General features: G+C 66.5%; 26 protein-coding genes and 1 tRNA gene. 9 read left to right on the forward strand and 18 right to left on the reverse strand.

Features of this window, described 5'->3' with window-relative positions:
- Positions 1-10: 10 nt before the first annotated feature.
- From nuoF to NX774_RS03500, 10 genes are all read right to left on the reverse strand, one after another.
- On the reverse strand, positions 11-1,306 hold the full coding sequence (gene nuoF / locus NX774_RS03455; RefSeq protein ID WP_258820742.1) for an NADH-quinone oxidoreductase subunit NuoF: 1,296 nt from the start codon (positions 1,304-1,306) through the stop codon (positions 11-13).
- Positions 1,303-1,779, reverse strand: a complete 477-nt coding sequence (nuoE, locus tag NX774_RS03460) for an NADH-quinone oxidoreductase subunit NuoE (protein ID WP_258820743.1) — start codon at positions 1,777-1,779, stop codon at positions 1,303-1,305. The genes nuoF and nuoE overlap by 4 nt, the downstream gene beginning before the upstream one ends.
- A 32-nt stretch (positions 1,780-1,811) precedes the next feature.
- Positions 1,812-3,065: an NADH-quinone oxidoreductase subunit D gene (locus NX774_RS03465; RefSeq protein ID WP_258820744.1), complete on the reverse strand. Its 1,254-nt coding sequence runs from the start codon at positions 3,063-3,065 to the stop codon at positions 1,812-1,814.
- Positions 3,065-3,658, reverse strand: coding sequence for an NADH-quinone oxidoreductase subunit C (locus NX774_RS03470; protein ID WP_258820745.1), 594 nt, complete (start codon positions 3,656-3,658; stop codon positions 3,065-3,067). Before NX774_RS03470 ends, NX774_RS03465 begins: the two co-directional genes overlap by 1 nt.
- Positions 3,659-3,675: 17 nt before the next feature.
- Positions 3,676-4,152 carry a NuoB/complex I 20 kDa subunit family protein gene (locus NX774_RS03475; protein ID WP_258820746.1) on the reverse strand — a complete coding sequence of 159 codons (477 nt, stop codon included), beginning with the start codon at positions 4,150-4,152 and terminating at the stop codon, positions 3,676-3,678.
- Between the two features lie 3 nt (positions 4,153-4,155).
- Positions 4,156-4,515, reverse strand: a complete 360-nt coding sequence (locus NX774_RS03480) for an NADH-quinone oxidoreductase subunit A (RefSeq protein ID WP_258820747.1) — start codon at positions 4,513-4,515, stop codon at positions 4,156-4,158.
- 170 nt (positions 4,516-4,685) lie between these two features.
- A tRNA-Leu gene (locus NX774_RS03485) sits at positions 4,686-4,770 on the reverse strand.
- 112 nt (positions 4,771-4,882) lie between these two features.
- Complete coding sequence (gene secG / locus NX774_RS03490; protein WP_258820748.1) at positions 4,883-5,290, reverse strand: preprotein translocase subunit SecG; 408 nt, start codon at positions 5,288-5,290, stop codon at positions 4,883-4,885.
- Between the two features lie 58 nt (positions 5,291-5,348).
- Complete coding sequence (gene tpiA, locus NX774_RS03495) at positions 5,349-6,104, reverse strand: triose-phosphate isomerase (RefSeq protein ID WP_258820749.1); 756 nt, start codon at positions 6,102-6,104, stop codon at positions 5,349-5,351.
- Between the two features lie 187 nt (positions 6,105-6,291).
- The gene (locus NX774_RS03500) at positions 6,292-7,272 is read right to left on the reverse strand and encodes an NAD(P)H-quinone oxidoreductase (protein WP_258820750.1); all 981 of its coding nucleotides are present in this window, start codon (positions 7,270-7,272) and stop codon (positions 6,292-6,294) included.
- A gap of 260 nt (positions 7,273-7,532) precedes the next feature.
- Between NX774_RS03500 and NX774_RS03505 the strand changes: the two genes are divergently transcribed.
- Both NX774_RS03505 and NX774_RS03510 read left to right on the forward strand, forming a co-directional pair.
- The gene (locus tag NX774_RS03505; RefSeq protein WP_258820751.1) at positions 7,533-8,789 is read left to right on the forward strand and encodes an SGNH/GDSL hydrolase family protein; all 1,257 of its coding nucleotides are present in this window, start codon (positions 7,533-7,535) and stop codon (positions 8,787-8,789) included.
- Between the two features lie 35 nt (positions 8,790-8,824).
- Entirely contained in the window at positions 8,825-10,348 is a 1,524-nt protein-coding gene (locus NX774_RS03510) for a PKD domain-containing protein (protein WP_258820752.1), read from the forward strand.
- Between the two features lie 244 nt (positions 10,349-10,592).
- On the opposite strand, the gene NX774_RS03515 is transcribed toward NX774_RS03510, so the two are convergent.
- Together NX774_RS03515 and NX774_RS03520 are read right to left on the reverse strand one after the other, a co-directional pair.
- The gene (locus NX774_RS03515; RefSeq protein WP_258820753.1) at positions 10,593-11,201 is read right to left on the reverse strand and encodes a tetratricopeptide repeat protein; all 609 of its coding nucleotides are present in this window, start codon (positions 11,199-11,201) and stop codon (positions 10,593-10,595) included.
- A 54-nt stretch (positions 11,202-11,255) separates the two neighbouring features.
- Entirely contained in the window at positions 11,256-12,044 is a 789-nt protein-coding gene (locus NX774_RS03520; RefSeq protein WP_258820754.1) for a GIN domain-containing protein, read from the reverse strand.
- Between the two features lie 330 nt (positions 12,045-12,374).
- Between NX774_RS03520 and NX774_RS03525 the strand changes: the two genes are divergently transcribed.
- Together NX774_RS03525 and NX774_RS03530 are read left to right on the forward strand one after the other, a co-directional pair.
- Entirely contained in the window at positions 12,375-13,748 is a 1,374-nt protein-coding gene (locus NX774_RS03525; RefSeq protein ID WP_258820755.1) for a M16 family metallopeptidase, read from the forward strand.
- 11 nt (positions 13,749-13,759) lie between these two features.
- Positions 13,760-15,172, forward strand: a complete 1,413-nt coding sequence (locus NX774_RS03530; RefSeq protein WP_258820756.1) for a M16 family metallopeptidase — start codon at positions 13,760-13,762, stop codon at positions 15,170-15,172.
- Positions 15,173-15,288: 116 nt separating this feature from the next.
- On the opposite strand, the gene NX774_RS03535 is transcribed toward NX774_RS03530, so the two are convergent.
- The 6 genes from NX774_RS03535 to NX774_RS03560 are packed head-to-tail and all read right to left on the reverse strand — an operon-like array spanning position 15,289 to position 21,264.
- On the reverse strand, positions 15,289-17,193 hold the full coding sequence (locus tag NX774_RS03535) for a hybrid sensor histidine kinase/response regulator (RefSeq protein ID WP_258820757.1): 1,905 nt from the start codon (positions 17,191-17,193) through the stop codon (positions 15,289-15,291).
- The gene (locus NX774_RS03540) at positions 17,190-18,554 is read right to left on the reverse strand and encodes a sensor histidine kinase (RefSeq protein ID WP_258820758.1); all 1,365 of its coding nucleotides are present in this window, start codon (positions 18,552-18,554) and stop codon (positions 17,190-17,192) included. The genes NX774_RS03535 and NX774_RS03540 overlap by 4 nt, the downstream gene beginning before the upstream one ends.
- The gene (locus NX774_RS03545) at positions 18,551-19,579 is read right to left on the reverse strand and encodes a SpoIIE family protein phosphatase (RefSeq protein WP_258820759.1); all 1,029 of its coding nucleotides are present in this window, start codon (positions 19,577-19,579) and stop codon (positions 18,551-18,553) included. Before NX774_RS03545 ends, NX774_RS03540 begins: the two co-directional genes overlap by 4 nt.
- Entirely contained in the window at positions 19,567-20,031 is a 465-nt protein-coding gene (locus tag NX774_RS03550) for an anti-sigma regulatory factor (RefSeq protein ID WP_258820761.1), read from the reverse strand. Before NX774_RS03550 ends, NX774_RS03545 begins: the two co-directional genes overlap by 13 nt.
- Complete coding sequence (locus tag NX774_RS03555; RefSeq protein WP_258820762.1) at positions 20,031-20,387, reverse strand: STAS domain-containing protein; 357 nt, start codon at positions 20,385-20,387, stop codon at positions 20,031-20,033. The genes NX774_RS03550 and NX774_RS03555 overlap by 1 nt, the downstream gene beginning before the upstream one ends.
- A 10-nt stretch (positions 20,388-20,397) precedes the next feature.
- Complete coding sequence (locus NX774_RS03560) at positions 20,398-21,264, reverse strand: STAS domain-containing protein (protein WP_258820763.1); 867 nt, start codon at positions 21,262-21,264, stop codon at positions 20,398-20,400.
- Between the two features lie 506 nt (positions 21,265-21,770).
- On the opposite strand from NX774_RS03560, the gene NX774_RS03565 reads away from it, so the two are divergent.
- From NX774_RS03565 to NX774_RS03585, 5 genes are all read left to right on the forward strand, one after another.
- Complete coding sequence (locus NX774_RS03565; RefSeq protein ID WP_258820764.1) at positions 21,771-22,352, forward strand: A24 family peptidase; 582 nt, start codon at positions 21,771-21,773, stop codon at positions 22,350-22,352.
- Positions 22,353-22,371: 19 nt separating this feature from the next.
- Positions 22,372-23,205 (forward strand): Flp pilus assembly protein CpaB, encoded by an 834-nt coding sequence (gene cpaB / locus NX774_RS03570; protein WP_258820765.1) that lies wholly within the window; start codon positions 22,372-22,374, stop codon positions 23,203-23,205.
- A 22-nt stretch (positions 23,206-23,227) separates the two neighbouring features.
- Positions 23,228-24,745 carry a type II and III secretion system protein family protein gene (locus NX774_RS03575; RefSeq protein WP_258820766.1) on the forward strand — a complete coding sequence of 506 codons (1,518 nt, stop codon included), beginning with the start codon at positions 23,228-23,230 and terminating at the stop codon, positions 24,743-24,745.
- Between the two features lie 10 nt (positions 24,746-24,755).
- Positions 24,756-25,025, forward strand: a complete 270-nt coding sequence (locus NX774_RS03580) for a hypothetical protein (RefSeq protein ID WP_258820768.1) — start codon at positions 24,756-24,758, stop codon at positions 25,023-25,025.
- A 121-nt stretch (positions 25,026-25,146) separates the two neighbouring features.
- A complete protein-coding gene (locus tag NX774_RS03585; protein WP_258820769.1) occupies positions 25,147-25,353 on the forward strand; it encodes a Flp family type IVb pilin in 207 nt (68 codons plus the stop codon).
- Positions 25,354-25,408: the final 55 nt, after the last annotated feature.

The following is a 25,408-nucleotide window of genomic DNA, read 5'->3' on the forward strand; positions in this document are numbered from 1 at the left end:
CTGACCTGGTTTAGATGTATGCGGGCACCAAGCAGCGCTTGTGCTCGATGTGGTATTCGAATTCGTCGCGGAAATTCTTGATCATGCCTTGCACCGGCATCGCGGCGGCGTCGCCCAGCGCGCAGATGGTGCGGCCCTGGATGTTGCCGGCGATCGAGGCCAAGAGCTCCATGTCTTCCGCGCGGCCCTGGCCGTGCTCGATGCGGTGGACCATGCGGTACAGCCAGCCGGTGCCTTCACGGCACGGGGTGCACTGGCCGCACGATTCCTCGAAGTAGAAGTACGACAGGCGCAGCAGCGAGCGGACCATGCAGCGGGTCTCGTCCATGACGATCACGGCGCCCGAACCGAGCATCGAACCGGCCTTGGCGATCGAGTCGTAGTCCAGGTCGGTGTCCATCATGACGTCGCCGCGGATCACCGGGGCCGACGAACCGCCCGGGATCACCGCCTTGATCTTCTTGCCGCCGCGCATGCCGCCGGCCAGCTCGAGCAGCTTGGCGAACGGAGTGCCCAGCGGGACTTCGTAGTTGCCCGGACGCTCGATGTCGCCCGAGATCGAGAAGATCTTGGTGCCGCCGTTGTTCGGCTTGCCCAGCGCCATGTAGTTCTCGGCGCCCATGTTCAGGATGAAGGGCACGGCCGAGAAGGTCTCGGTGTTGTTGATCGTGGTCGGCTTGCCGTACAGGCCGAACGAGGCCGGGAACGGCGGCTTGAAGCGCGGCTGGCCCTTCTTGCCTTCCAGCGATTCGAGCAGCGCGGTTTCTTCGCCGCAGATGTAGGCGCCGTAGCCGTGGTGCGCGTGCAGCTGGAAGCTGAACTCGCTGCCCATGATCTTGTCGCCCAAAAAGCCGGCGGCGCGCGCCTCTTCCAGCGCCTCTTCAAAGCGCAGGTAGTCCTGGAAGATCTCGCCGTGGATGTAGTTGTAGCCCACGGTGATGCCCATCGCGTAGGCGCCGATGGCCATGCCTTCGATCAGCGCGTGCGGGTTGTAGCGGATGATGTCGCGGTCCTTGAACGTGCCCGGCTCGCCTTCGTCGGTGTTGCAGACGAGGTATTTCTGGCCCGGGAACTGGCGCGGCATGAAGCTCCACTTCAGGCCGGTCGGGAAACCGGCGCCGCCGCGGCCACGCAGGCCCGAGGCCTTCAGGTCGGCAATGATCTGCTCCGGCGCGATCTTCTCTTCCAGGATGCGGCGCAGCGCCGAATAGCCGCCACGCTTGACGTAGTCGGCCAGGTGCCAGTTGTCGCCGTTCAGGTCCTTGAGGATCAGCGGGTTGATGTGACGGTCGTGCAGGCAGGTCATTTCTTCAACTCCTCGAGCATGGCGTCGATCTTTTCGCGGCTCATGTGCGAGCACATGCGGTGGTTGTTCACCAGCATGACCGGCGCGTCGCCGCAGGCGCCCATGCACTCGCCTTCCAGCAGCGTGAACATGCCGTCGGCGGTGGTTTCGCGATAATCGATGCCCAGCTTTTCTTTCAGGTACTCGCCGGCGCGCTCGCCGCCGGACAGGGCGCACGGCAGGTTGGTGCACACGGTGATCTTGTGCTTGCCGACCGGCTTGAGGTTGTACATGTTGTAGAAGGTCGCCACTTCCTGCACGGCGATGGCCGGCATGCCGATGTAGTCGGCGACTTCCTGCATGGTTTCGGGCGACAGCCAGCCCAGTTCGACTTGCGCGTGGGCCAGCGCGGCCATCACGGCGGACTGGCGCTGGTCGGCCGGGTACTTGGCCAGTTCGCGGTCAATCTTTTTATAGCACTGCTCGGATAACATAATCTGGTCTACCTTCTTAGCGAACGTGGGCGTTACCTGTCGATACTGCCGAACACGATGTCCTGGGTGCCGATGATGGTCACGGCGTCGGCGATCATGTGGCCGCGCGCCATTTCGTCAAGGCTCTGCAGGTGGGCGTAGTCCGGGGTACGGATCTTCAGGCGGTACGGCTTGTTGGCGCCGTCGGACACGATGTAGATGCCGAATTCGCCCTTCGGGTGTTCCACCGCCGCGTAGGCCTCGCCGGCCGGCACGTGGAAGCCTTCCGAGAACAGCTTGAAGTGGTGGATGAGCGACTCCATGTTGGTCTTCATGTCCACGCGGCTCGGCGGAGCGACCTTGTGGTTGTCGGTCATCACCGGACCCGGGTTCGCGCGCAGCCAGGCCACGCACTGCTTGATGATGCGGTTGGACTGGCGCAGCTCTTCCACGCGCACCAGGTAGCGGTCGTACGAGTCGCCGTTGGTGCCGACCGGGATGTCGAAGTCCATCTTGTCGTACACGGCGTACGGCTGGGTCTTGCGCAGGTCCCAGGCCACGCCCGAGCCGCGCAGCATGGCGCCGGTGAAGCCCATCGCCTTCGCGTCTTCCGGCGACACCACGCCGATGCCGACGGTACGCTGTTTCCAGATGCGGTTGTCGGTCAGCAGGGTCTCGTATTCGTCCACGTAGCCGTCGAAGCGCTGGGTGAACAGGTCGATGAAGTCCAGCACCGAGCCCTGGCGGGTTTCGTTCAGTTCGTCGATGGCCTTCTGGCTGCGGATGATCGACGGCTTGTGCTTGGGCATCGCGTCCGGCAGGTCGCGGTACACGCCGCCCGGGCGATAGTAGGCCGCGTGCATGCGCGCGCCCGACACTGCCTCGTACACGTCGAACAGGTCTTCGCGGTCACGGAAGCAGTACAGGAACGGGCCCATTGCGCCGATGTCGAGCGCGTGCGCGCCCAGCCACATCAGGTGGTTCAGGATGCGGGTGATCTCGTCGAACATCACGCGGATGTACTGCGCGCGCACCGGCACTTCGATGCCGAGCAGCTTTTCGATGGCCAGCACGTAGCCGTGCTCGTTGCACATCATCGACACGTAGTCCAGGCGATCCATGTACGGGACCGACTGCAGGTAAGTACGCGTTTCCGCCAGCTTCTCGGTACCGCGGTGGAGCAGGCCGATGTGCGGGTCGGCGCGCTGGATCACCTCGCCGTCCAGTTCCAGCACGAGGCGCAGCACGCCGTGCGCTGCCGGGTGCTGCGGACCAAAGTTCAGGGTGTAATTCTTAAGCTCAGCCATTATTTGATCCCGTAGTTTTCTTCGCGGATCACGCGCGGAATGTTTTCACGCGGCTCGATCGTCACGGGTTGGTAGATCACGCGCTTCTGCTCGGGGTCGTAGCGCATTTCGACGTAGCCCGAAATCGGGAAGTCCTTGCGGAACGGGTGGCCGATGAAGCCGTAGTCGGTGAGGATGCGGCGCAGGTCGCCGTGGCCCTCGAACATGATGCCGTACAGGTCGAACGCTTCGCGCTCGTACCAGTTGGCGGCACGCCAGATGCCGGTGACGGTCGGGATCACGGGCATGTCGTCGTCGGGCGCGAACACGCGCACGCGCACGCGCCAGTTGTGCTCGATCGACAGCAGGTGCGACACGGCCGCAAAGCGCAGGCCATCCCAGGTGCCGTCGCCGTACTGCGAGTAGTCCACGCCGCACAGGTCGATCAGCTCTTCGAAACGCAAGGCAGGATCGTCGCGCAGGGTCTGCATCGCGGCCAGGTAGTCGGCGGCCTTGACTACCACCGTCACTTCGCCCAGCGCCACCGTGATGGAAGCGCCATCGCCCAGCGCATTTTTCAGGGCGAGTTCAAGGGTCTCGAGTTTTGTCGTCATGGTGAAAACCGGAATATTTAGCGCGCGATGGTGTTGGTGCGCTTGATCTTGTTCTGCAGCTGGATGATGCCGTACAGCAGCGCTTCAGCGGTCGGCGGGCAGCCCGGGACATAGATATCGACCGGCACGATGCGATCGCAGCCACGCACCACCGAGTAGGAGTAGTGGTAGTAGCCGCCGCCGTTGGCGCAGGAGCCCATCGAGATGACCCAGCGCGGCTCGGCCATCTGGTCGTACACCTTGCGCAGTGCCGGCGCCATCTTGTTGCACAGGGTACCGGCCACGATCATCACGTCCGACTGGCGCGGCGACGGGCGGAACACGACCCCGAAACGGTCCATGTCGTAGCGGGCGGCGCCCACGTGCATCATTTCGACCGCGCAGCAAGCCAGGCCGAAAGTCATCGGGAACATCGATCCCGTACGCGCCCAGTTGATCAGCTTGTCAGCTGTGGTGGTAATAAAACCTTCGTTTAAAACGCCTTCAATTGCCATGGCTTATTCCCAATCAAGGGCACCTTTCTTCCAGATGTACCAGAAACCGACCACGAACTCGGCGATGAAGACCATCATCGTCACGAAGGCCGGCCACCCCAGGTCACGCATCGCAACGCCCCACGGGAAGAAGAATGCCGTTTCCAGATCAAACAAAATAAACAGGATCGCCACCAGGTAGTAGCGCACGTCGAACTTCATGCGGGCGTCCTCGAAAGCCTCGAAGCCGCATTCGTACGGGGAGAGCTTGGCCGAGTCCGGACGGAACGGCCCGAGCAGGCGGCCGAGCACCTGCGGGGCGATGCCGACACCGGCACCGACAAGGATGAAGAGAAGAACGGGGAAGTAATTTTCGAGGTTCACTGTGAAGCCTGTTTGAACGATCGGTTAATGAAACTGCCGCATTGACTGCAGCGCCGTATCGCGCAACCCTGGCTAAGTGCCCTACACCAGGATCGTACGACTGATCCTCGTAAAAAAGCCAGCTTAGGCAGAGCTGAAGCTCATGCGCCTTTGCTGGCTTCTGATATTCCTGGTGCCGACGGCGAGACTCGAACTCGCACAGCTTTCGCCACTACCCCCTCAAGATAGCGTGTCTACCAATTTCACCACGTCGGCTAAGAGACTGCTATTTTACCCTGCCTTAGCACCTTTTTTCAATGCACAAATTGCGTTGACACAAGGAAAAATGCACAGTTTCTCAATATTTCTTATCTTTACAGAAGCCTGATTACTTCGGAATCTGGTTGGCCGGCGCCGGGGCGGAAGTGGCCGGCGCGGCCGGTGCCTGCACCGGTGCTGCGTTGCCTGCGTTGTTGGCCGGAGCGGTCGTTGCCGGGGCATTGGTCGAGGGCACGGTCACGCGGCCCATCACGCCCACGTCGGTGCCGGCAGCCGGGCGCTTGTTGCCCACGTAGGCCAGGCCCAGGGTGCAGGCGAAGAAGATGACGGCGGCGATCGCGGTGGACTTCGACAGGAAGTTCGACGAGCCGCTGGCGCCGAACAGGCTGCCCGAGGCGCCCGAACCGAAGGCCGCGCCCATGTCCGCGCCCTTACCGTGCTGCATCAACACCAGGCCGACGATGGCCAGGGCCGACAGGACCTGCAGGACAATGATCAGATTGAACAAGGTGCTCATTACAATTCCATTCCAAGTTTAACGGGGTTTCAGATTATTTTCAGGAGGCCTTGCAGGGTCAGGCCGCGTTGATGATGGCAAGGAATTCGGCAGCCTTGAGCGAGGCGCCACCGATCAGGCCGCCATCGATGTCCGGCTGGGCCATCAGTTCGGCCGCATTGTCCGGCTTCATGCTGCCGCCGTACAGGATGTGCAGTTGCTGCGCCGCTTCCTTGCCGACACGGACCTTCAGCTGGGCACGCAGCTGCGCGTGCACTTCCTGGGCCATGGCCGGGGTGGCGGTCTTGCCGGTGCCGATCGCCCACACCGGTTCGTAGGCGACCACGATCTTGGTCACCTCTTCCGGGCTCAGGGTCTCGAGCACGGTGCCCAGCTGCTCGCCGACGACGGCGGCGGTCTGGTTGGCCTCGCGCTGGGCCAGCGTTTCGCCGACGCAGACGATCGGGGTCAGGCCCGCGTCGAGCGCGGCCTTGGCTTTGCGCGCCACCAGCTCGTTGCCCTCGCCATGGTAGGCGCGGCGCTCGGAGTGGCCGACGATGACGTAGCGGCATGCAAAGTCGGCCAGCATGGCCGCTGCCACTTCGCCCGTGTAGGCGCCGCTCGCGTGCACGGACACATCCTGGGCGCCCCAGGCGACCGGGGTACCGGCCAGCAGTTCCTGGCACTGTGCCAGATAAGGCGCCGGTGCGCACACTGCGCACGCGGCTTTTGCTTTTGCACCGCCGAGCCCCGCCACAATGCCGGACAGCAGCGTTGCGTTCGCAGCGCGGCTGCCGTTCATCTTCCAGTTACCTACGACCAGTTTGGGACGCATAGAACCCCGCAGTCAAATAACCCGCTATTCTAGCGGTCGTGGATGTCACGGTCAAACAAGGACTGGCGCGGCCGGCCCTGGAACCACACTTTCTGTCCCGTCATCCCGGCGCAAGCCGGGATCCATGCTGACGATCCGAAGTAGCGCACTGTGCATGGGTCCCGGCTTGCGCCGGGACGACGGTGTCTCAAATCACCTGCAGCACGATCTTGCCCACGTGGGTGCTGGACTCCATCAGCGCCTGCGCCTGCGCCGCCTCGGCCAGCGGGAAGGTCTTGTAGATCACCGGCTTGATCTTGCCCGCCTCGATCAGGGGCCAGACCCGCTCGCGCAGGCGCTGCGCGATCTGTGCCTTGAATGCGACGGGACGCGGGCGCAGGGTCGAGCCGCTGATCGACAGCCGGCGGCGCAGCACCTGTCCCAGGTCCACCTGCGCCTTGGCTCCGCCCAAGAGCGCGATCAGCGCAATGCGGCCGTCGTCGGCCAGGCAGTCGATCTCGCGCGCCACGTAGGGCCCGGCCACCATGTCGAGCACCACGTCCACGCCGCGCCCGCCGGTGAGCTCCTTGGTCACGGCCACGAAATCCTCGGTCTTGTAGTTGATGCCGCGTTCGGCGCCAAGCGCCTCGCAGGCGCGGCACTTTTCGTCGGTGCCTGCGGTGGCGAACACGCGGTGGCCCAGCGCGGTGGCGACCTGGATCGCGGTCACGCCAATGCCGGAGGTACCGCCTTGCACCAGCAGCGTCTCGCCCTCGGCCAGCGCGGAGCGGTCGAACACGTTGCTCCAGACCGTGAAAAAGGTTTCCGGCAGCGAGGCCGCCTGCACGGGCGAGAGGCCCGCCGGCACCGGCAGGCATTGGGCCAGCGGCGCCGCGCAGTATTCGGCATAGCCGCCGCCCTGCACCAGCGCGCACACCATGTCGCCCTTCTGGAAGGAGCTGCCCGCCAGGTCGCCATCGACGATTTCGCCCGCCACTTCCAGACCCGGCAGGTCGGACGCACCCGGCGGCACCGGGTAGTGGCCCAGGCGCTGCAGCACGTCGGGGCGGTTGATGCCGGCCGCGTGCACCTTGATCAGCACTTCGCCGGCCTTGAGCTGCGGCAGCGGACGCTCGCACAGTTGCAGCACCTCGGGCTTGCCCGGCTGCGTAATTTCGATCGCGCGCATGTGTCCCCCTTGTTACGAAAAACACAATTATACGCCAAGCGCGCTGTTCTTCCGCGTTGCTTCCAAGCGAAAGAACGTGCTGAATTTGTACTCTCCCGCAAACAAATTCTTCAGTGAACTGGATTTTTGAGGGAGGTTCGATCAAGCGCAAGAAACCCCGCGATCATGTCTTGCCCGCATGGTCGAGCCTGCCTAGATTGGTCACGCGATCCATGCAACGTGCATGTGGCCACCACGCCAGCTCGAGCAGAGGAGCAAGCATGATGCGGCAATCCCCCGTTTTCCACGCCCTGGTACTGGCAGGCGCCTTGCTGGCCAGCGCCATCGCCTTCCAGCCGGCGGCGCACGCGCAGCAACGGCAACTGGAGCACTGGACCGCCACCTGGGGTTCCAGCCCCGCCGGCCCGCCGCAGCCGTCCAGCACGCAGACTTTCGCCGACCAAACGCTGCGCCTCGTGGTCCACGCCAGCATCGGCGGCAACCGGGTACGCATCCGCCTTTCCAATGAAATGGGCAGCACCGCATTGCGTGTCGGCCAGGCCGACATCGCGGTGCGGGCGTCGGTAGCGAGCATCGTGCCCGGCACCGACCGGCCGCTCACCTTCGGCGGCGCCCCGTCGATCACGATCCCCCCGGGTGCGGCCGCGCTGTCCGACCCGGTGGAGCTGAACGTGGCGCCGCTGTCGGACCTGGCCGTCAGCATCTACCTGCCTGGTACAGCCCGGGCCACCACCACGCACGACACGACCCAGAGCAGCTACGTGTCCACGCAAGGGAACTTCGCCGGCGCGACCACGATGCCGGTCGCCCTCACCATCGCGTCGTGGCCATTCCTGACCGAGGTGGACCTGGACAGCGCAGGTGCGGCGATCGTCACGCTGGGCGACTCGATCACCAATGGCGCGCGCACCACGCCCGACTCCAACAGCCGCTGGCCCGACTGGCTGGCCCGCCGCCTGCAGACGGTGCGCGACCCCATACCCGGGATCGACGGTCGCCTCTCCGTGGTCAATCGCGGCATCAGCGGCAACCGCTTGCTGTCCAACGCGCCGGAGTTCGACCGCGACGTGCTGGCCACGGCCGGGGTGCGCTACATGACGGTGCTGATGGGCATCGAGGACATCGGCAGCAGCCCGGCGAACGCGCCGGTCAGCCAGAACGCCCTCATTGCCGGCTACCGGCAGCTGATCGCGCGGGCCCACGAAAAGGGTATCGCCGTCTATGGCGCGACGCTCCCGCCGTTCGAAGGCTCGGCGCTGTATTCGCCGGCCAGGGAGCAGGTGCGCCAGCAGATCAACACATGGATCCGCGCGACCGACGAATTCGACGGCGTGATCGACTTTGACCAGGTCCTGCGCGATCCGGCACATGGCGCGCGCCTCCTGCCGGCGTACGACAGCGGCGACCACCTGAACCCGAACGACCTGGGAAGCCGGGCGATGGGCAATGCGGTGCCGTTGACACTGTTTGGGTCGATCGCGGTCCAAGCACGTACGGGTAGCACGACCGGAAAATAAGACACCAGTGAATACAGCTTCCAACCGGAGGATATATGTGGCACCTTACCCAGAAACGCTTCGCTCCTTCGCGCGCCATGTTGGCGTTGGCCTTGCTGTTGGCCGGGCTGGCCGACGCACAAACGACACTTTCGCAGCCCGCAGTGGGCGCGTCCGACATGCAGGCGGCGTCCATGCCTCCGGCGCCGTTCTACACCGTCGTCAACCTTGGTGAAGGCTTCGTGCAACGCACCGCCATCAACCGCTATGGGCAAGTGGCCTATTCCATCGACCGCTCCGGCTACTTCTACGACGGGTCGCGGATCTTCAAGATCCCCGGCATCGCGGGCGCAAGCCTCTCCCTCGCGGACAATCTCAACGACAAGGGACAGGTCGTGGGCGGCGCCGGGGTCGATAACACCGACGATATCCACCCGTTTGTATGGAGCAAGAGAACCGGCATCCGCGACCTGCGCCCGCTCGACAACGCCGCGGTCGCCGAGGCAAGGGACATCAACAACCACGGCATTGCGGTGGGCTATTCGTGGCGCAACCGGAACTCGGGCGTGCCGATCGCGACCCTGTGGAGGGGACCGGGCCACAGGTTCGAGCTGGGAGCGCCCGGCCCGGGCCTGTCGTTCGCGGTGGCGATCAACGATGCCGGGCTGGTGGCGGGCAACTTCGAGGTCGCGCCTGGCACCTCCCACGCATTCGCCTGGACGCGCGCGACCGGCTTCATCGATATCGGAACACTCCCCGGCGGTACCGGGTCTGACGCGCGCGCGGTCGACGAATTCGGCGAGATCGCAGGCAACTCGGGCACGGCGAGCGGCAATGACCACGCCTACCTGTGGACGCGCGCGACCGGCATCCGCGATCTCGGTACCGCCGGCGGGGACAGGTCGCTTGTGCTGGGCATGAGCAGCCTGGGGCGAATCGCGGGCGAGATCTTCACGAGCGGCGGGGAGCACGCCATGACCTGGACGCATGCGACCGGCATGAAGGACATCGGCACCCTGCCCGGCGGCGTCAACGCGCGTGCCTGGGCTGCCAACAACTACGGCCAGGTGGTGGGCGATTCCAACTTGAGCAGCCAGGCACAAGCGCCTTTGCACGCGTTCATCTGGACCGCGGCGACCGGCATGATCGACCTGAACACGCGCGTGCGGCACCTGCCCAACGGGATGCTGCTGCAGTCGGCCAGGGCCATCTCGGACAACGGGTCGATCGTCGTCCTGACCAACACCGGGCTGGTGCTGCTCAAGCCGGGCCGCTGCGGCTGCGGCGCGGCGGTCGGGCCGATCACGGCTCCCGACAGCGTGGCCGCCGGCACGCCGTATTTCGTCTCGACCCACCTGGTGGACGATGACGCGGCCGCGGTGCACAGCGTCAGCTGGTCGTGGGGCGATGGCAGCAGCGAGCCGGCCAGCCGGGCGATCGAACGCGGTGGCGAGGGCATCGTGAACGCCAGCCACGTGTACAGCACACCGGGCACCTACCAGGTGACGGCCCGCGTCACCGACGACGCGGGTCACACCACCACGGTGACCCGCAAGGTGGTCGTGAAAGGCCCGGCCTGAAGCTGAACCGCAGCACCGAATGCCACGTTGAAGTTGAGACCGCCGTCCCGGCGAACGCCGGGACCCATGCTGAGTTTGCCGAAGTGCGGGCCGTGCGGTAGCGGCAGGCTCAGCATGGATCCCGGCCTTCGCCGGGATGACGTTGGCCTGCGCTGGAACCATGGGCTGAAGTCAACACTTAACGCAAGTGGCGCCCCCAAAAAAACGCCAGCATCGCGCTGGCGTATTTTTGTTAGCGAGTCGCTCAATTCCCGCCGGTCTTCGACTGCGTCGGCAGCGGCGTGCCCGGCTTCCAGCTGCGCGACAAGGCCTGGGCCTCCTCGACCTGCTCCTGGCTCATCACCCTTGCCACCGAGGCGCGCTGGTTGGCCGAATTGGCGTGGCCGTTGGCCGCGGCCAGGTTCCACAGCATGTAGGCGATCACCACGTCCTGCGGCATGCCGGCCACGTGGTAGCGGTACATCAGCGCCAGCGCATACAGCGCTTCCGGGTGGCCCTGCTCGGCCGCCTTGCGGAACCAGTACACCGCCTGCTTCTGGTCCTGTGGCACCGCATTGCCCTTGTAGTACATGGCGCCGATCACGTACTGCGCATCGGCCTTGCCCTGCACTGCCGCCTTCTGGTGCCAGGCGAACGCCTGCTTGTAGTCCTGCGGCACGCCGCGCCCCATGTAATACATCAAGCCCAGCAGGTGCTGGGCGTCGGCGTTGCCGGCCTTGGCCAGTGGCGTGATTTCCTTGAGCGCCAGCGCGTAGTTGTTCGCGTTGTACGCGTTCGCCCCTTCCGTGAAGCCCGCGTGCGCCGTGGCATGCAGGCCTAGTGCGAATGTGATCGCAACGAATAGTTTTTTCATGTCTCGTTCTGGATACGGGTTCCTGCCCTCGCCTTTGCGGCGTCCTTGATCGTCCTACTTCCAGCTGACCTTGCCGAGGCCGTCGATCGACACCTTGTGGTTCAGCGGCTTGCCGTACACCGTGACCGATCCCATGCCCGACAGCGACAGGTTGGCGTTCTGGCGCGCGGTGATCGATGCATTCCCCAGGCCCGACACGTCGATGGTCACGTTGTCGGCCGTGAACTGCTGGGCATTCAGGCCGCCCAGCCCGCCAAGGTCGGCCTTGAGCCACTTGCTGCGCCCCAGCAGCGTGATGCCGCCGGCGCCGCGCAGGTTCAGCTCGACCCCGTCCGCATTCAGGCCGGAGATCATCATGCTGCCCAGGCCGCCAAGGTTGGCCGTCAGGCGCTTGACATTGCAGTTCACGTTCATCGAGCCGGCGCCGTCCAGGGTCAGGTCCAGCTCGTCGCCGGAAAAGCCGCTCACGATGGTCGTGCCCAGGCTTTCGGACCAGACTTCGCGCAGCTGCGGCAGGGTCAGTTCGACGCGCAGGCCGGCCATCTCGCGCGAGATGAAGCGCTCGGACAGCTTGTTGCTGCGCACCTCGGTGTCGATGCTGAGCGTGTCGCCGTTTTGCACGGTACTGGTGCGCTCCAGCCAGCGCGGATCACCACGCACCGTGAGCGAGGCAGGCGAACCCTGGCGGATGTGCAGGTCAACCAGCCCGTCGGTCTTGACCCGCACCACGCGCGCGTCGATCGGGCGGTTCTCGCTGGCCACGTCAGGCGGCGCCGCGAACACGGCCCCGGCAAAGGTACACAAGGTGGCCAGCACCAGGCCGAACTTGAAAAACTTGTTCACGCGATTCTCCGTCATGCAATTGTCCGTCGGGCAGGTCCAGGACCGGCGCCGGCTTCACTACCAGTTACCGAAAAAGCTTACCAGATGATCATTCCTTCTGTGCAATTTCGATGCTGGGCCGATGATCGAACTATAAATTGCGGTCCCGTCCGGAAACGGCAGAATGCGACAGGCTGCAAAAATGCGGGGCTGGGCGACCGAATCGCGGGACTGGACCCGCCCGGCCGCGAAAAAAGATTACTTCCTGACATGCCTGTGCGTTAAGATCGCTGCGGGGTGGCCGCAGCGCCGCCCGAACCACAACCAACGTCCAATTTGCAAGGGAATTCCATGCGCAAGCGCCTTCTCCCTGTCCTGCTGGCTGGCCTGACTGTCCCGATGTTCGCGCTCGCCGCGTCGGCCGACCAGTGGACCCTGCCCGTCCAGACCAAGAAACTCGACAACGGCCTGACGGTCGTGGTCTCGGAAGACCACAGCTCGCCGACGGTCGGCATCTCGGTGGTGTACCACGTCGGCATGCGCCTCGAGCCGAGGAACCGCACCGGCTTTGCCCACCTGTTCGAGCACCTGATGTTCCAGGGCACCCCGAACGCACCCAAGGGCGTGTTCGACAAGACCATCACCGGTGGCGGCGGCCGCAACAACGGCTCGACCCGCCCCGACTTCACCAACTACATCGAGACCGCGCCCGTCTCGGCCATCGAGCCGCTGCTGTGGCTGGAGGCCGACCGCATGAAGACGCTCGACTTCAACGCGGCGACGCTGAAGAACCAGCAGGACGTGGTCAAGGAAGAGATTCGCGTGAACGTGAAGAACCAGCCGTACGGCGGCTTCTACTGGCTCGACATCTCGCAGCAGGCGTTCCAGAAGTGGGAGAACAACCACGACGGCTACGGCAGCTTCGAAGACCTGGAAGGCGCCACGCTGGACGACGTGCGCGGCTTTCACCGCGATTACTACGGCCCGAACAACGCGGTGCTGGCGATCGCGGGCGACGTGACCCCGGCCCAGGGCTTCGCGCTGGCGCAGAAGTACTTCGGCGCGATCGCCAAGCGCCCCACCCCGGCCGCCGGCGACTTCAGCGAGCCGCTGGGAACGAAGGAAAAGCGCGTCGAGCAAAGCGACCCGCTGGCCCAGGTGCCGGCGATTGCGGCGGCGTGGAAGGTGCCGGCGCGCGGCAGCCGCGACCAGGCCGCCGTGGCGGTGCTGGCCGAGCTGCTGGCCGGCAGCGACGCCTCGCTGTTCTACCAGGGGCTGGTGAAGGGGCGCGAGATCGCGCTCAACGTCAACACCCTGTTCGGCCTGACCGGCCCGTGGGAATACGACGGCCCCACGCTGATGACCGTGTTCGCGCTCTACAAGCCCGGCAGCAGCGCCGACGCCATGCTGGCCGCCATGGACGAGGAAATCGCCAAAGTCGCCAAGAACGGCGTGGATGACGCCACGCTCAAGCGCGTGAAGACCAGCATGCTCGCGGACTGGAACAACAAGATGGAAAGCTTCATCAACCGCGCCGACACGCTGGCCAAGCTGCAGACCCTGTGGGGCGACGCCAACGTGGCCAACAAGATCCCCGGATGGATCGAAGGCGTGACGTCGGACGACATCAAGCGCGCCGCCGCCGCCTACCTGGTGCCGGCCAACCGTACCGTCATTGACCGCAAGCCCGCCCCGAAAGCGGCGCCGGCCGGCGACAAGAAATGAGGAGCACATCGATGAAAAAACTGATGCTGACACTGGCGATCTCGATGCTGTTCGCGCCCGGCGCGTACGCCGACGCCCCGGCCGCCAAGCCGACCGACATGCCGGCCTACGCCAAGGACAAGCCGCTGCCGGTGCCCCACATCGGCAAGAAGACGCTGGCCAACGGCCTGACCGTGTGGGTGGTGCCGCGTGAAGGGCTGCCGCGGGTGGACTTCGTGCTGGCCGTGCGCGGCGCCGGTTTCGCCGCCGACGACAAGGACCATCCGGGCTTTGCCAACCTGATGGCAGGCCTGCTCAACGAAGGCTCGGCCAAGCGCGACTCGCGCGCGATCGCCGAGGCCGCCCAAGGCATGGGCGGCTCGGTCGCCGCCAGCGCCGCTGTGGATGGCATCGTGGTGTCGGCCAACGCCCTGGCCTCGCACGCGGCCGAGATGGCCGCGCTGCTGGCCGAGGTGGCGCGCGTGCCGGCGTTCCCGGCCAAAGAGGTCCAACTGGCCAAGGCCAACGCGCTGCAGGCGCTGCGGGTGGCCGAGACCCAGCCGCGCTTCAGGGCCGACCGCGCGCTCAGCGTGGCGATCTACGGCGAGCATCCGTACGGGCACACCGAGCCGACCGTGGAATCGATCAGCACGACCACCGAGCAAATGCTGCGCGCCGAGCACGCCAAGCGCTTCCGCCCGGACCGCGCGCTGCTCGTGATCACCGGCCGCATCAAGGAAGCCGATGCGCTCAAACTGGCGCAGCAGGCATTCGGCGACTGGAAGGTGCAGGGCAAGGCACTGCCGGATACGCCGGCGGCACCAACCGCGGCCAAGCCGGCGCGGGTGCTGCTGGAGCGCCCGGGCAGCGTGCAATCGACGCTGCGCCTGGGTAGCCCCGGCATTGCGGCCACGGCCACCGACCAGGTGCCGCTGCGCCTGGCCAGCACGGTGCTGGGCGGCGGCTTCTCGAGCCGGGTGAACATCAACCTGCGCGAGGAAAAAGGCTACACCTACGGCGCCTCGGCCGGGGCGCGCCTGAACCGCGACGGCGGCAGCATCGTGGGCGGCGCGGACGTGCGCAACGCGGTCACGGGCGCGGCGATCACCGAGTACATGAACGAGTTCAAGCGCATCGGCACCGAGCTGGTGCCGCCGGCGGAACTGGACATGCACAAGCGCTACGTGGCCGGCAGCTACCTGATCAGCAACCAGATGCAGCGCTCGGTCGCGGGCACGCTGGCCGCCAACTGGCTGGTGGGCCTGCCGGCCGAGTTCCTGGGCCAGTACGTGCCGCTGATCCAGAAGGTCACGCCGGAGCAGGTGCGCGACGTGTCGAAGAAGTACTTCGCGCCCGAGAAGCAGTCGATCGTGGTCGTGGGCGACAAGGGCGCGGTGGCCGACCAGCTCAAGGCGTTCGGCGAGTTCACCGTCAGCGAGAAGTAAGCGCCGGTTCGCCGGATGCGAAAACGCCTGCTGCGCGCAGGCGTTTTTTCGTAGGGTGGGCACTTGTGCCCACGCGGCACGCGGCACGTATCACCGCGTGGGCACAAGTGCCCACCCTACCGCCGTTCGCCGCGCAGCGCCGCCTCCAGGTCGTCCAGCTCGGCCGGCTTGACCAGGTGCGCGTCGAAGCCGGCGTCGAGCGCCTTCTTGCGGTCTTCCGGCGAGCCGTAGCCGGTATGCGCCACCAGCCGGATCGCTGCCAGCTCCGGCTCGCGCTTGATCATGCGCGCCAGTTCGTAGCCATCCACGCCCGGCAGGCCAATGTCGAGCACGATGACATCGGGCTTGTGGGCGCGCGCCAGCGCCACGATGTTGTGCGCGTCCTGGGTCGTGATCGCCTCGTGTCCCATTTCGCCGAGCAGAAAGCCCATCATCTCCATCGCGTCCGCATTGTCGTCCACCAGCAGCACGCGCAGCCCGCCCGCGCGGCCCGGCACCCTGGCCTGCTCGCGGCGCGCCTCGGCCGGCGCGCTTTCCACCCGCAGCACCGGCAGTTCGACGGTGAAGGTGCTGCCCAAACCGATGCCGGGACTGGACGCGGTCAGACGCCCGCCGTGCATCTCGAGCAGGCGCGACACCAGAGACAGCCCGATTCCCAGCCCTTCCGGCGCACGGTCGGGCGGCACCGCCGCCTGCGTGAACATGCCGAAGATGCGCGGCAGGCTGTCCTCGGCAATGCCGATGCCGTTGTCCTGCACCGAGATGCGCACGGTGCCGCTGTCGGTCAGCTTGGCGACCACGCCCAGCCGCCCGCCCTTGGGCGTGAACTTGGCCGCGTTGTGCAGCAGGTTGCCCATCGATTGCGCCAGCCGAACCGGATCGCCGCTCACCCAGATCTGTTCGTCCGGCAGGTGCACCTCGAGCCGGTGCTCGCGCGCCGTGATCAGGGGGCCGGCGGTCTCGATCGCCTGCCCGATCACCGCGCCCAGGTTGACCTCTTCGCGGCGCAGCGCGATTTTGCCTTCGGAGATGCGGGCCACGTCGAGCAGGTCGTCCACCAGGTGTGCCAGGTGGTCCACCTGGCGCGTGATCACCTCCTTGGCGCGCGCCTGGCGCTCGCTGGCGCCGTCCCCGGTCGTGCCCAGCAGCGCGGCGGCATTGCGGATCGGCGAGAGCGGGTTGCGCAGCTCGTGCGCCAGCGTGGCCAGGAATTCGTTCTTGTTGCTGTCGGCGGCGCGCAGCAGCGCCTCCATCTCCTTGCGGTGCGAGATGTCGCTGGTGATGCGCGCGACACGGTACACCTCGTCCTTGGCGTTGCGCACCGGGCGCAGGCGGTCGCGGACCCAGCGCACCGTGCCGTCCGGGAGCAGCAGGCGGTACTCCTCGTCGTACGAAGGCTCGGTCGCCAATGCGGCCCAGCGCGCCGCCAGCTGGGCGCGGTCGTCCGGATGCACGCCTTCGAGCCAGTCGTCGTGGCGCTGCGCCAGCAGCGCGCGGCTGCGTCCCCACAGCGCCTCGTACGCCGGGCTCACGTAGTCGGGCGTGGCGTCGGGCACCGAGAACATCCAGAACACGTCCTCGATGGTGTCGGTCAGCTGGCGAAAGCGCTCCTCGCTGTCGCGCAGCTCGTCCTGGGTCTGGCGCATGCGCAAGAGCGCGTTGACGTTGGCGATCAGTTCGTCCGCCTCGATCGGCGCGGCCAGGTAGTTGTCGGCGCCGCCCTCCAGGCCGCGGATCTTGTCGTCGCGGCCGGTCAGCGCGGCCGAGGTCTGCAGCACCAGCACGCACGCGGTGGCCGGGTCGGCCTTGATGCGGCGGCAGACCTCGAGGCCGTTGATGTCGGGGAGCTTCACGTCCAGCAGCACCAGCGCCGGCTCGTCGCGCGCGACGATGGCCAGCGCATCGGTGCCGTTGGCGGCCTCCACCACCCGGAATCCCGCGCTCTGCAGGATGCGCGTCTTGGCGTAGCGCGCGCCGTCGTTGTCGTCTACGTTGAGGATCAGGGTCGGATTGGCAGTCATGATTCGGTTCCATCGATGCTGGTGGCGGCGGGCGGAAAGTGCCGCGGCAGGATGAGGGTGAAGGTCGATCCCTGTCCCGGCGTGCTTTCGACCTCGACCCGCCCGCCCAGCAGTTCGGCGAGCTTGCGGCACAAGGGCAGGCCCAGGCCGGTGCCCTTGCTCTTGCGCTGCAGCGGGTGCTCGATCTGGCTGAACTCCTCGAAGATCAACTGCAGGTTCTCCTGGCTGATGCCGATGCCGGTGTCGGCCACGGCAAAAGCGATGTCGTCGGTATCCGCAAGCAGGCGCGCGCGCACCGTGACCGCGCCGTGCTCGGTGAACTTGAGCGCGTTCGAGATGAAGTTACGCAGGATCTGCGAAATCTTGCTCTCGTCCGAATCGAACGGCTCCATGATACCCCCGGTGTCGAACACCAGCTCCACGTTGGCGCCATCGACCAGCGGGCGCAGCATGCCCTTAAGCGCGCGGAACATGTTTTCCACCACCACCGGGGCCAGCTGCACTTCGACCTTGCCGGCCTCGATCTTGGCCAGGTCGAGCAGGTCGTTGACCAGCTCGGACAGGTCTTCCGCCGCGCGCGAGATGAACTGCACCTGGCGCTCCTGCTCCACGGTCAGCTCGCCATCCATGCGGTCGAGCAGCAGCTTGGCCAGCGCGCGGATCGACGACAAGGGCGTCCTGAGCTCGTGGCTGGTGTTGGACAGGAAGCGCGACTTCATTTCGTCGGCGCGGCGCAGCCGCTCGGCCTTGTCCTCGATCTCGGCGTACAGCGCAAGGATGCCGCGGTTGGTGTCCTCGAGCTCGCGCGTGAGCGACAAGAGGTCTTCCTGGCGTTCGCGCAGCTCGGCCAGCGTGGCCAGCAGTTCCTGGTTCTGCACCTGCACTTCGAGGTAGGTGTTGGCCACCGGGCTGGCGGCCAGCTGGCGCGTGAGCTCGGCCAGCTGCTGCGCGCCGATCGGCGGCTGCGCCGGCAACAGCTTGCACATGGTGACGCATTTGACCCCGCCTTCCTGCTCCTTTACTTCGCAGGCGTCCATCAGGCGGTGCGCGGTGATGATGGCCAGTTCCGGGGCCGCGGCCATGCCGTCCCCGCTTGCCGCCGGCGCGCGCGCGCCGCTGGCGTTCGGGCACACCTCCACTTCCAGGTGCTGGCGTACCCCGTCAGTGCACAGAGCGAAGTTGGCGCGCCCGCTGGCGCGCTGCTGGCAGGCGCGCGCCACTTCCGACACCGCGGTGGCGATGCGCACCTGGTCCTGCTGCGAGAATCCGAGCAGGCTCGATACCTGGCGCGCGCGCTGGCGCACCAGCACCACGTCCTGTTCGTTCTCCAGTCCCACCACAAGAATACGTTGCGGTTTCATGGCTTCTCCCGCCGGCGCACCGCCAGCACCATGGCGTCGTCGCGGCGCCGGATGAAGTCGCGCATCAGCACTGCGGCCACCAGCGCCGGGTGGCGCGCCACAAGGCCCGGGTAGGCGGCCACGTCCCACTGGGTCTGCACGCCGTCCGAATGCATGATGCACAGCGCGCCCGGTCCGAACGGTACCGAAAACTCCTGCACCTTGCGCATGTTGTGGCCGACGATGCCGTTGTGCGAGACCAGCGCGCGGCGCCCCTTGCCGTCATACACGCAGGCGCTGATGTTGCCGATGCCGGCAAAGCGCAGCTGGTCGTGCGCGCAGTCGATGTGGGCCAGCGCCAGGGCCGCGCCGCGCGTGATGCGCAACGCCTCGTTGGCGCGCGCCATCAGCTCGGCCGGCTCGAGGTCGCGGTTGCGCTCGAGCGCGCCGATGGCGGCCTTGGCGGCTGCCGCCGCTTCCGGCCCGTGGCCCAGGCCATCGGCCGCCAGCAGGGTCGCGCCGCGCTCATGGCAGCCGACGGCCCAGCCGTCGCCGCACTCGTCCTCGCCGGCCATTGGCAGCGCCAGCGCGCCCACCACCACCGGCCGCGGCGCCGGCGCCGTGGCGTCGCGCCATAATCGCATGAAAAACGCGGAGCCCTTGCCCGGTGTGGAATGCACGTCGAACTCATCCGACAGTCGGTTCAGCGCGCCCAGCCCGGTACCGGCGGTGCCGGCGGTGGACACGCCATCGACCAGGCTGCTCGCAAAATCGACGATGCCGGGTCCTTCGTCCACGGCCACCACGTCCACTCCCGGCCCCGCGCCCGACTGGGCCGGGCCAATGTACAGCGTGCCCTGCCCGGCGTGCTTGAGGATGTTGGTGGCCGCCTCGCTGATGATGATGGCGAGCTGGCCGGCGCGCGTTTCGTCAAAGCCGAGCGCATCGGCCAGCTTCTGCCCGATGCGGCGCGCGGCCGAAGCGTCGCTGGCGTGGCTGATGGCCACCGCCTCCTGGTGCGACAAAGAGCTGATCAGCGCTTCCATTTCACGACCGACACCGCGGTGCCTTCTCCCTGTCTGCTGTCGATCTCGAACTCGTCGACCAGGCGGCGCGAGCCGCCCAGGCCCAGGCCCAGCCCGCCGCCGGTGGTGTAGCCGTCGCGTAGCGCCTGCGCGGTGTCCGCGATGCCCGGGCCGCCATCGACGAAGATCAGCCCGATCCCCAGCCGTATGCCATCCGACAGGCTGTCCAGGTGCACCTCGCCACCGCCGCCGTACTTGAGCGTGTTGCGCGCCAGCTCGCTTGCCGCGGTGACCAGCTTGGTCTGGTCCACCAGCGACAGCGCAATGGCCACGGCACGCTCGCGCACCTGCTTGCGCAGGCCGACCACGTCCTCGTCGGTCCAGAGCGGCAAGGTGGTGCGGCCGGTACGCAGCGCACGGTTGCGCTCGAGCAGGACGCTCTCGAACAACGCCGCGTTATGTTGGTCGCTCATCAGAAGGCGTTCTTTCCTAACAGGGCCATGCCTTTCTCGACGTTGAGTGCGGTCTTCACGCCCTGCAGCGTAAGCCCGAGCTCCACCAGCGTGATCGCCACCGCCGGCTGCATGCCGACCACCACCGTCTGGGCGTCGAGCACGCGCGCCATGGCGGCGGTATTGCTGATCATGCGGCCGATGAACGAATCGACCAGGTCGAGTGCCGAAATGTCGATCAGCACGCCCTTGGCGTTGTCGCGCACGATGCGCTCGGCGAGGTCGTCCTGCAGGGTCATCGCCAGGCGGTCATGCATGTCGACCTGGATCGTCACCAGCAGCAGGTCGCCCATGCGCAGGATGGGAATGCGTTCCATATGCCCCTTCTCAAGCCTTGGTGGCCGGGACCACGGCGGTGCCGGTGCGCTCCAGCGCGACCAGGAAGGCGTCGGCCAGCGTGGCCTTGGTGATCACGTCCTCCAGGTTCACGCCCAGGTGCACGATGGTCTGCGCGATCTGCGGGCGGATGCCGCTGATGATGCAGTCGGCGCCCATCAGGCGGGCGGCGGCGATGGTCTTCATCAGGTGCTGCGCCACCAGCGTATCGACCGTCGGCACGCCGGTGATGTCGATGATCGCAATCGCGGCGCCGGTGTCCACGATCTTCTGCAGGATGTTCTCCATCACGACCTGGGTGCGGGCCGAATCGAGCGTGCCGATCAGCGGCAGCGCCAGGATGCCCTGCCACAGCTTGACCACCGGCGTGGACAGCTCGAGCAGCTCCTGCTGCTGGCGCACGATGATCTGGTCGCGCGTCTTCTGGAACACTTCGATGGTGTACAGGCCCAGCTTGTCCAGCAGGCTGCTGATGGTCCACGAGGCCGTGGCCAGCCCCTCCGGGTCTCCCGTGAAGCCGTCGCGCAGGCGCGAGAACAGCGGCTGCTTGAGCGAGAACACGAAGGTCGCCGTGTCGCTCGGGGTCGAGCCGCCCTTGGCGCGGCTGGACGAGATCTCGGCCAGCAGGTCGCGCGCGTCGTCCCACGAGCGGTGCTCGATGTTGTCGAGCACGCCACCGCGGGTGGCGTTTGTGAAGGCGGCAAGGAATTGCTGGCAATGGGCGCGCAGCTGCTCGCGCGAGACCGCATTGGCGCGGCCAGTCAATGCCTCGAGCTGGCCGATCCATTCGGTTCCGATGTCTGCCTGGTGGTCCTGGATCAACTGGCTGATGCGGGCGGCGTAGTCCTGCGTGGTCATCAATCGGTTCCTTCTCTTTGTTTTGGATGGGAAGTTAGCGCAAGCAGCATGTGACGCGGAGTCGCAAAACACTGCTGGCAATTTGTAAAAGCGGCCAACTATACCACCCATTTCTATAAAGCCACGACACAATTGAGCATTTCATATGTGTATTTTAAGAAACAATGTAATTGCCAAATTGTAAGTACACGTAGGACTACTCCTACATACAGATAAGCCGTCGAAATGTTACAGAGATTCGGCCATTCAACAATTGGCAAACTGAGCGCGTAGGGTGGGCAGATCCTGCCCACGCGTTCAACCTGCGCGAGCCTGGCCTGGACGCGGCAGAACCAGGACAAAACGACTACCGCCCGCGCCGCCTCCTGGTCCGCACGCACTACCGCGTGCCCCGAAAAACAGGAGTCCCAGCCGCCCTTGAACAGGACATGCATCCGATTCGCGGGACCGGCCGCATCACTAGACTGAAGCCATCGATCAACCGCCGTCACCCACCGGGAACGATCATGGATGAAGTCCGCGCCTTCTTCGAACTGCTGGCGATGCTGGTCACCGACCCGCGCACCGGCGTGCTGCTGGCCCTGCTGGCGGCGGCCGCTGTCAGCGACTACCGCAGCTACCGCATCCCCAATCTCCTGACCTTCGGCGGCATGGCGTTTGCGCTGGTCTACAACCTGCTGGTGCCGGCCTGGCATGCCCAGTGGACCTGGGGACCGGCCGGCATGCTGCTTGGCCTGGTCGCGATGTTGCCGATGTACGCGATCGGCGTGATGGGCGCGGGCGACGTGAAGCTGATGGCGATGGCCGGCGCCTTCCTCGGCATGGAGGGCACGCTGTATGCCGTGCTGTTCTCGGTTGTCGCCGGCGGCCTTGGCGCCATCGCGGTGTCGCTGCTGCACGGTGCGCTGGGGCGGCTGCTGGCCAACACCGGCACGGTGGTGCGCGGGATGGTGTGGTCGGCGGTTGCGCGCGGCAATCCGGGCGTCTCGCCGGGCGCCGCGCCGTCGGTCGGCAAGCTCCCCTACGGCGTGGCGATCGCGGTGGGCACGGCGAGCTACATCGTGGCCCGTCAGTTCGGGCTCGTCTAAACCTTAGCGAGGCAGCACCATGAAAAACCTCAAGGCACTCGGGCTGATCGTCGCCGCGCTCGTCCTCGGACTGGCCGCCGCGGCCTACGCAACCGGATGGGTTTCGCGCCAGCCTGGCGTGGCGTCCAACAAGGTTGTCGTGGCGGCGGTGGACATCGAGCCCGGCACCAAGATCAATCCCGAAATGCTGTCCACCCTCGACTGGCCGGCGAGCGCCATGCCGCCTGGCGCATTCACCGACATCAAGGAGCTGCAGGACCGCGTGCCGCGGTTCGGCGTGGTGCGCGGCGAGCCGCTCCTCGAACGCAAGCTGGCGCCGCAGGGCACGCTCGGCGGCCTGTCGGCGGTGATCGCGGAAGGCAAGCGCGCCATCACCGTGCGCGTCAATGAAGTGGTCGGGGTGGCCGGCTTTGCCCTGCCCGGCAATTACGTGGACGTGATGGTGAACGCCCAGCAGGACCAGGGCAGCGGCGCGCAGCCCAAACCGATCAGCAAGACGGTGCTGGAGCGCGTGCTGGTGCTGGCCGTGGCGCAGGAGGCGGCGCGCGACGACACCAAGCCGAAGGTCGTGAGCGCGGTCACGCTGGAAGTGTCGCTGGAAGACGCCGAGAAGCTCGACCTGGCGCGCAGCGTGGGCACCCTGTCGCTGGTGCTGCGCAACCAGGTGGACAAGCAGCCGGTGGCCACCAGCGGCGTGACCAAGAACGAACTGTTCGGCGATAAGCAGGCGGTCGCAGTCCCGGTGGCGGCCGCGCGCCCGCACCGCGTGTCGGCACCGGCCGCCGCGCCAGCGCCAAAGCGCCCGTGCGTGGAGGTGATCCAGCACGGCGCAACGACCCTCAGCTGCTTCTGAAAGCGCCACGGAGGAACCAACCATGAACACGCAACTGCGCATCACCGCATTGGCCGTCGCCACCACGCTGGCGGCGCCGGCCTGGGGCGCGGCCGACGCCGGGACCAGGACCTGCAAGACGGTGCTGGTGGAGCCGCCCACCCAGGTCATGCTGGGCAAGGCGTCGGTGATCCCGCTGGCCGCGCCGGTGTCGCGGATCGTGGCCAGCGGCCTGCTGGCGGGCGCGCCCGCCAGGCCGGCGGCATCCGCAGCGGCGGCCGTGCCAGCGCCGGCCGCGGCGCCCGGTGCCGCGTCCGACCCGTCCGGCGTGGCCGAGATCGACGTGCTGCTGCTCAGCCCCTCCGACCTTTTCCTGCGCGGGAAAAAAGCCGGCGCCAGCAACATCATCCTTCAGGACGCAAACGGCGCCTGCTACCTGCGCGATGTGGTGGTATCGATCGACCCCGCCGTGCTGCAGGCCAAGCTGGCCGAGCTCATGCCCGAGGAAACCGGCATCACGGTGCGCAGCGCCGAGAATTCAATCGTCCTGACCGGCAAGGTCACCGACCTGGCCAGGCTGGACGAAGCGGTGCGCGTGGCCACGGCCTACGGCGATGGCAAGCGCGTGGTCAACCTGCTCACCGTGACGGCGCCGCAGCAGGTCATGCTGGAGGTGAAGATCGCCGAAGTCAGCAAGACGCTGCTCGACAAGTTCGGCATCGATTTTGCGCGCATGGTCACCTCGGCCGACGGGCTCACCTCGCAGGTCCTGACCGGCATCTTTGGCGGCGCGCCCGCCGTGTTCGGCAAATTCGGCCAGAACATCCGCGGCACGGTGATCGAAGGCGCGGCCGGGGCGGTGATCGGCAACGAAAAGGCGGCGGCCAAATCGAGCCTGTCCACGCGCGGCGCCAACGCCACGCTGTTCGGGGTCGACGCCCAGAAGAAGGACGGCCTGGTACGCGTGCTGGCGGAGCCGAACATCATGGCCATCAGTGGCCAGTCGGCCAGCTTCCTGTCGGGCGGGAAGATCTTCATCCCGGTCTCGCAGTCGCAGAACGGCGGCGCACCCACCATCACGCTCGAGGAAAAGGAATTCGGCGTGGGCCTGAAGTTCTCGCCCACGGTGCTCGACCGCAGCCGGGTGAACCTCAAGCTGGTGTCCGAAGTGTCGGAACTGTCGCAGACCGGCTCGCCCTTCACCACGGTGGGCGGCGTGACCTCGGTGCTGCCTTCGGTGACCACGCGCCGCATCGACACCACGGTTCAGCTGAGCGACGGGCAGAGCTTCGCCGTGGCGGGCCTGATCCGCAACAACGTGACGGAAACCATCAGCCGCTTCCCGGGCCTGGGCGACCTGCCGATCCTGGGCGCGCTGTTTCGCTCGACCGAATTCCAGAAGGACCAGACGGAGCTCATCTTCATCATCACGCCGCGCCTGGTCAAGCCGGCCGAAGGGTTGGTGGCGCCGACCGACAACCACGTCGAGCCGAGCCGCTCCGACGCGGTCCTGCGCGGCAAGGCCGAGGGCCTGGCCGCCGAACCCGCACCGGGCAAATAAGGAGAACGCCATGTACCGCACCACTTGCCTGACCCTGTTTGCCCTGCTGGCCGGCTGCGCCGCCACGCCGCACTACGACGCGCGCTTTGGCGACGCGGTGCGCCAGGCGCGCGTGGCAATGACGATCGACCCGAACGCATCGGGCAACCGCGACCTGGCGGCGGGCATCGACGGCCAGTCCGGGCGCGAGGCGGTGACGCGCTACCACGACAGCTTCAAGACGCCGCCGCCGGTCGTCAACGTGATCAACGTGGGCGGCACGGGCGCCAGTTCGAAATGAGCGGCAGCCCCTGGGCGGCCGCGCAGCAATCCGGAGACCGCGGCGACCGCCGTGGCCTGGAGCAGTAACCCTCCCCACAAGGGCGGGAGCTTTGTCACTCAACCAACCGAAAGGAAACATCATGAAAACCCTCCTGAAAGCAGCCGGCCAATCGATCAAATCGTTCGTGCGCGACGACGAAGGCGCCCAGGTCATCGAATACGCGCTGATCATCGCCGTGGTGTCGATCATCCTCGTGGTGGCACTGCGCGACCTGACCGGCACCAGCTTCTCGGGCTTCATCACCCGTGTCGCCACCTGCCTGACCTCCTCGGCTTCGTGCGCCTGACCGGGCGGCCGGCGGGCCGCCTGTGCGGCCCGCCATCCAACCGACTTGCTCACCC

This window comes from Massilia agilis (genome assembly GCF_024756255.1).
Lineage (GTDB): Bacteria > Pseudomonadota > Gammaproteobacteria > Burkholderiales > Burkholderiaceae_D > Telluria > Telluria agilis.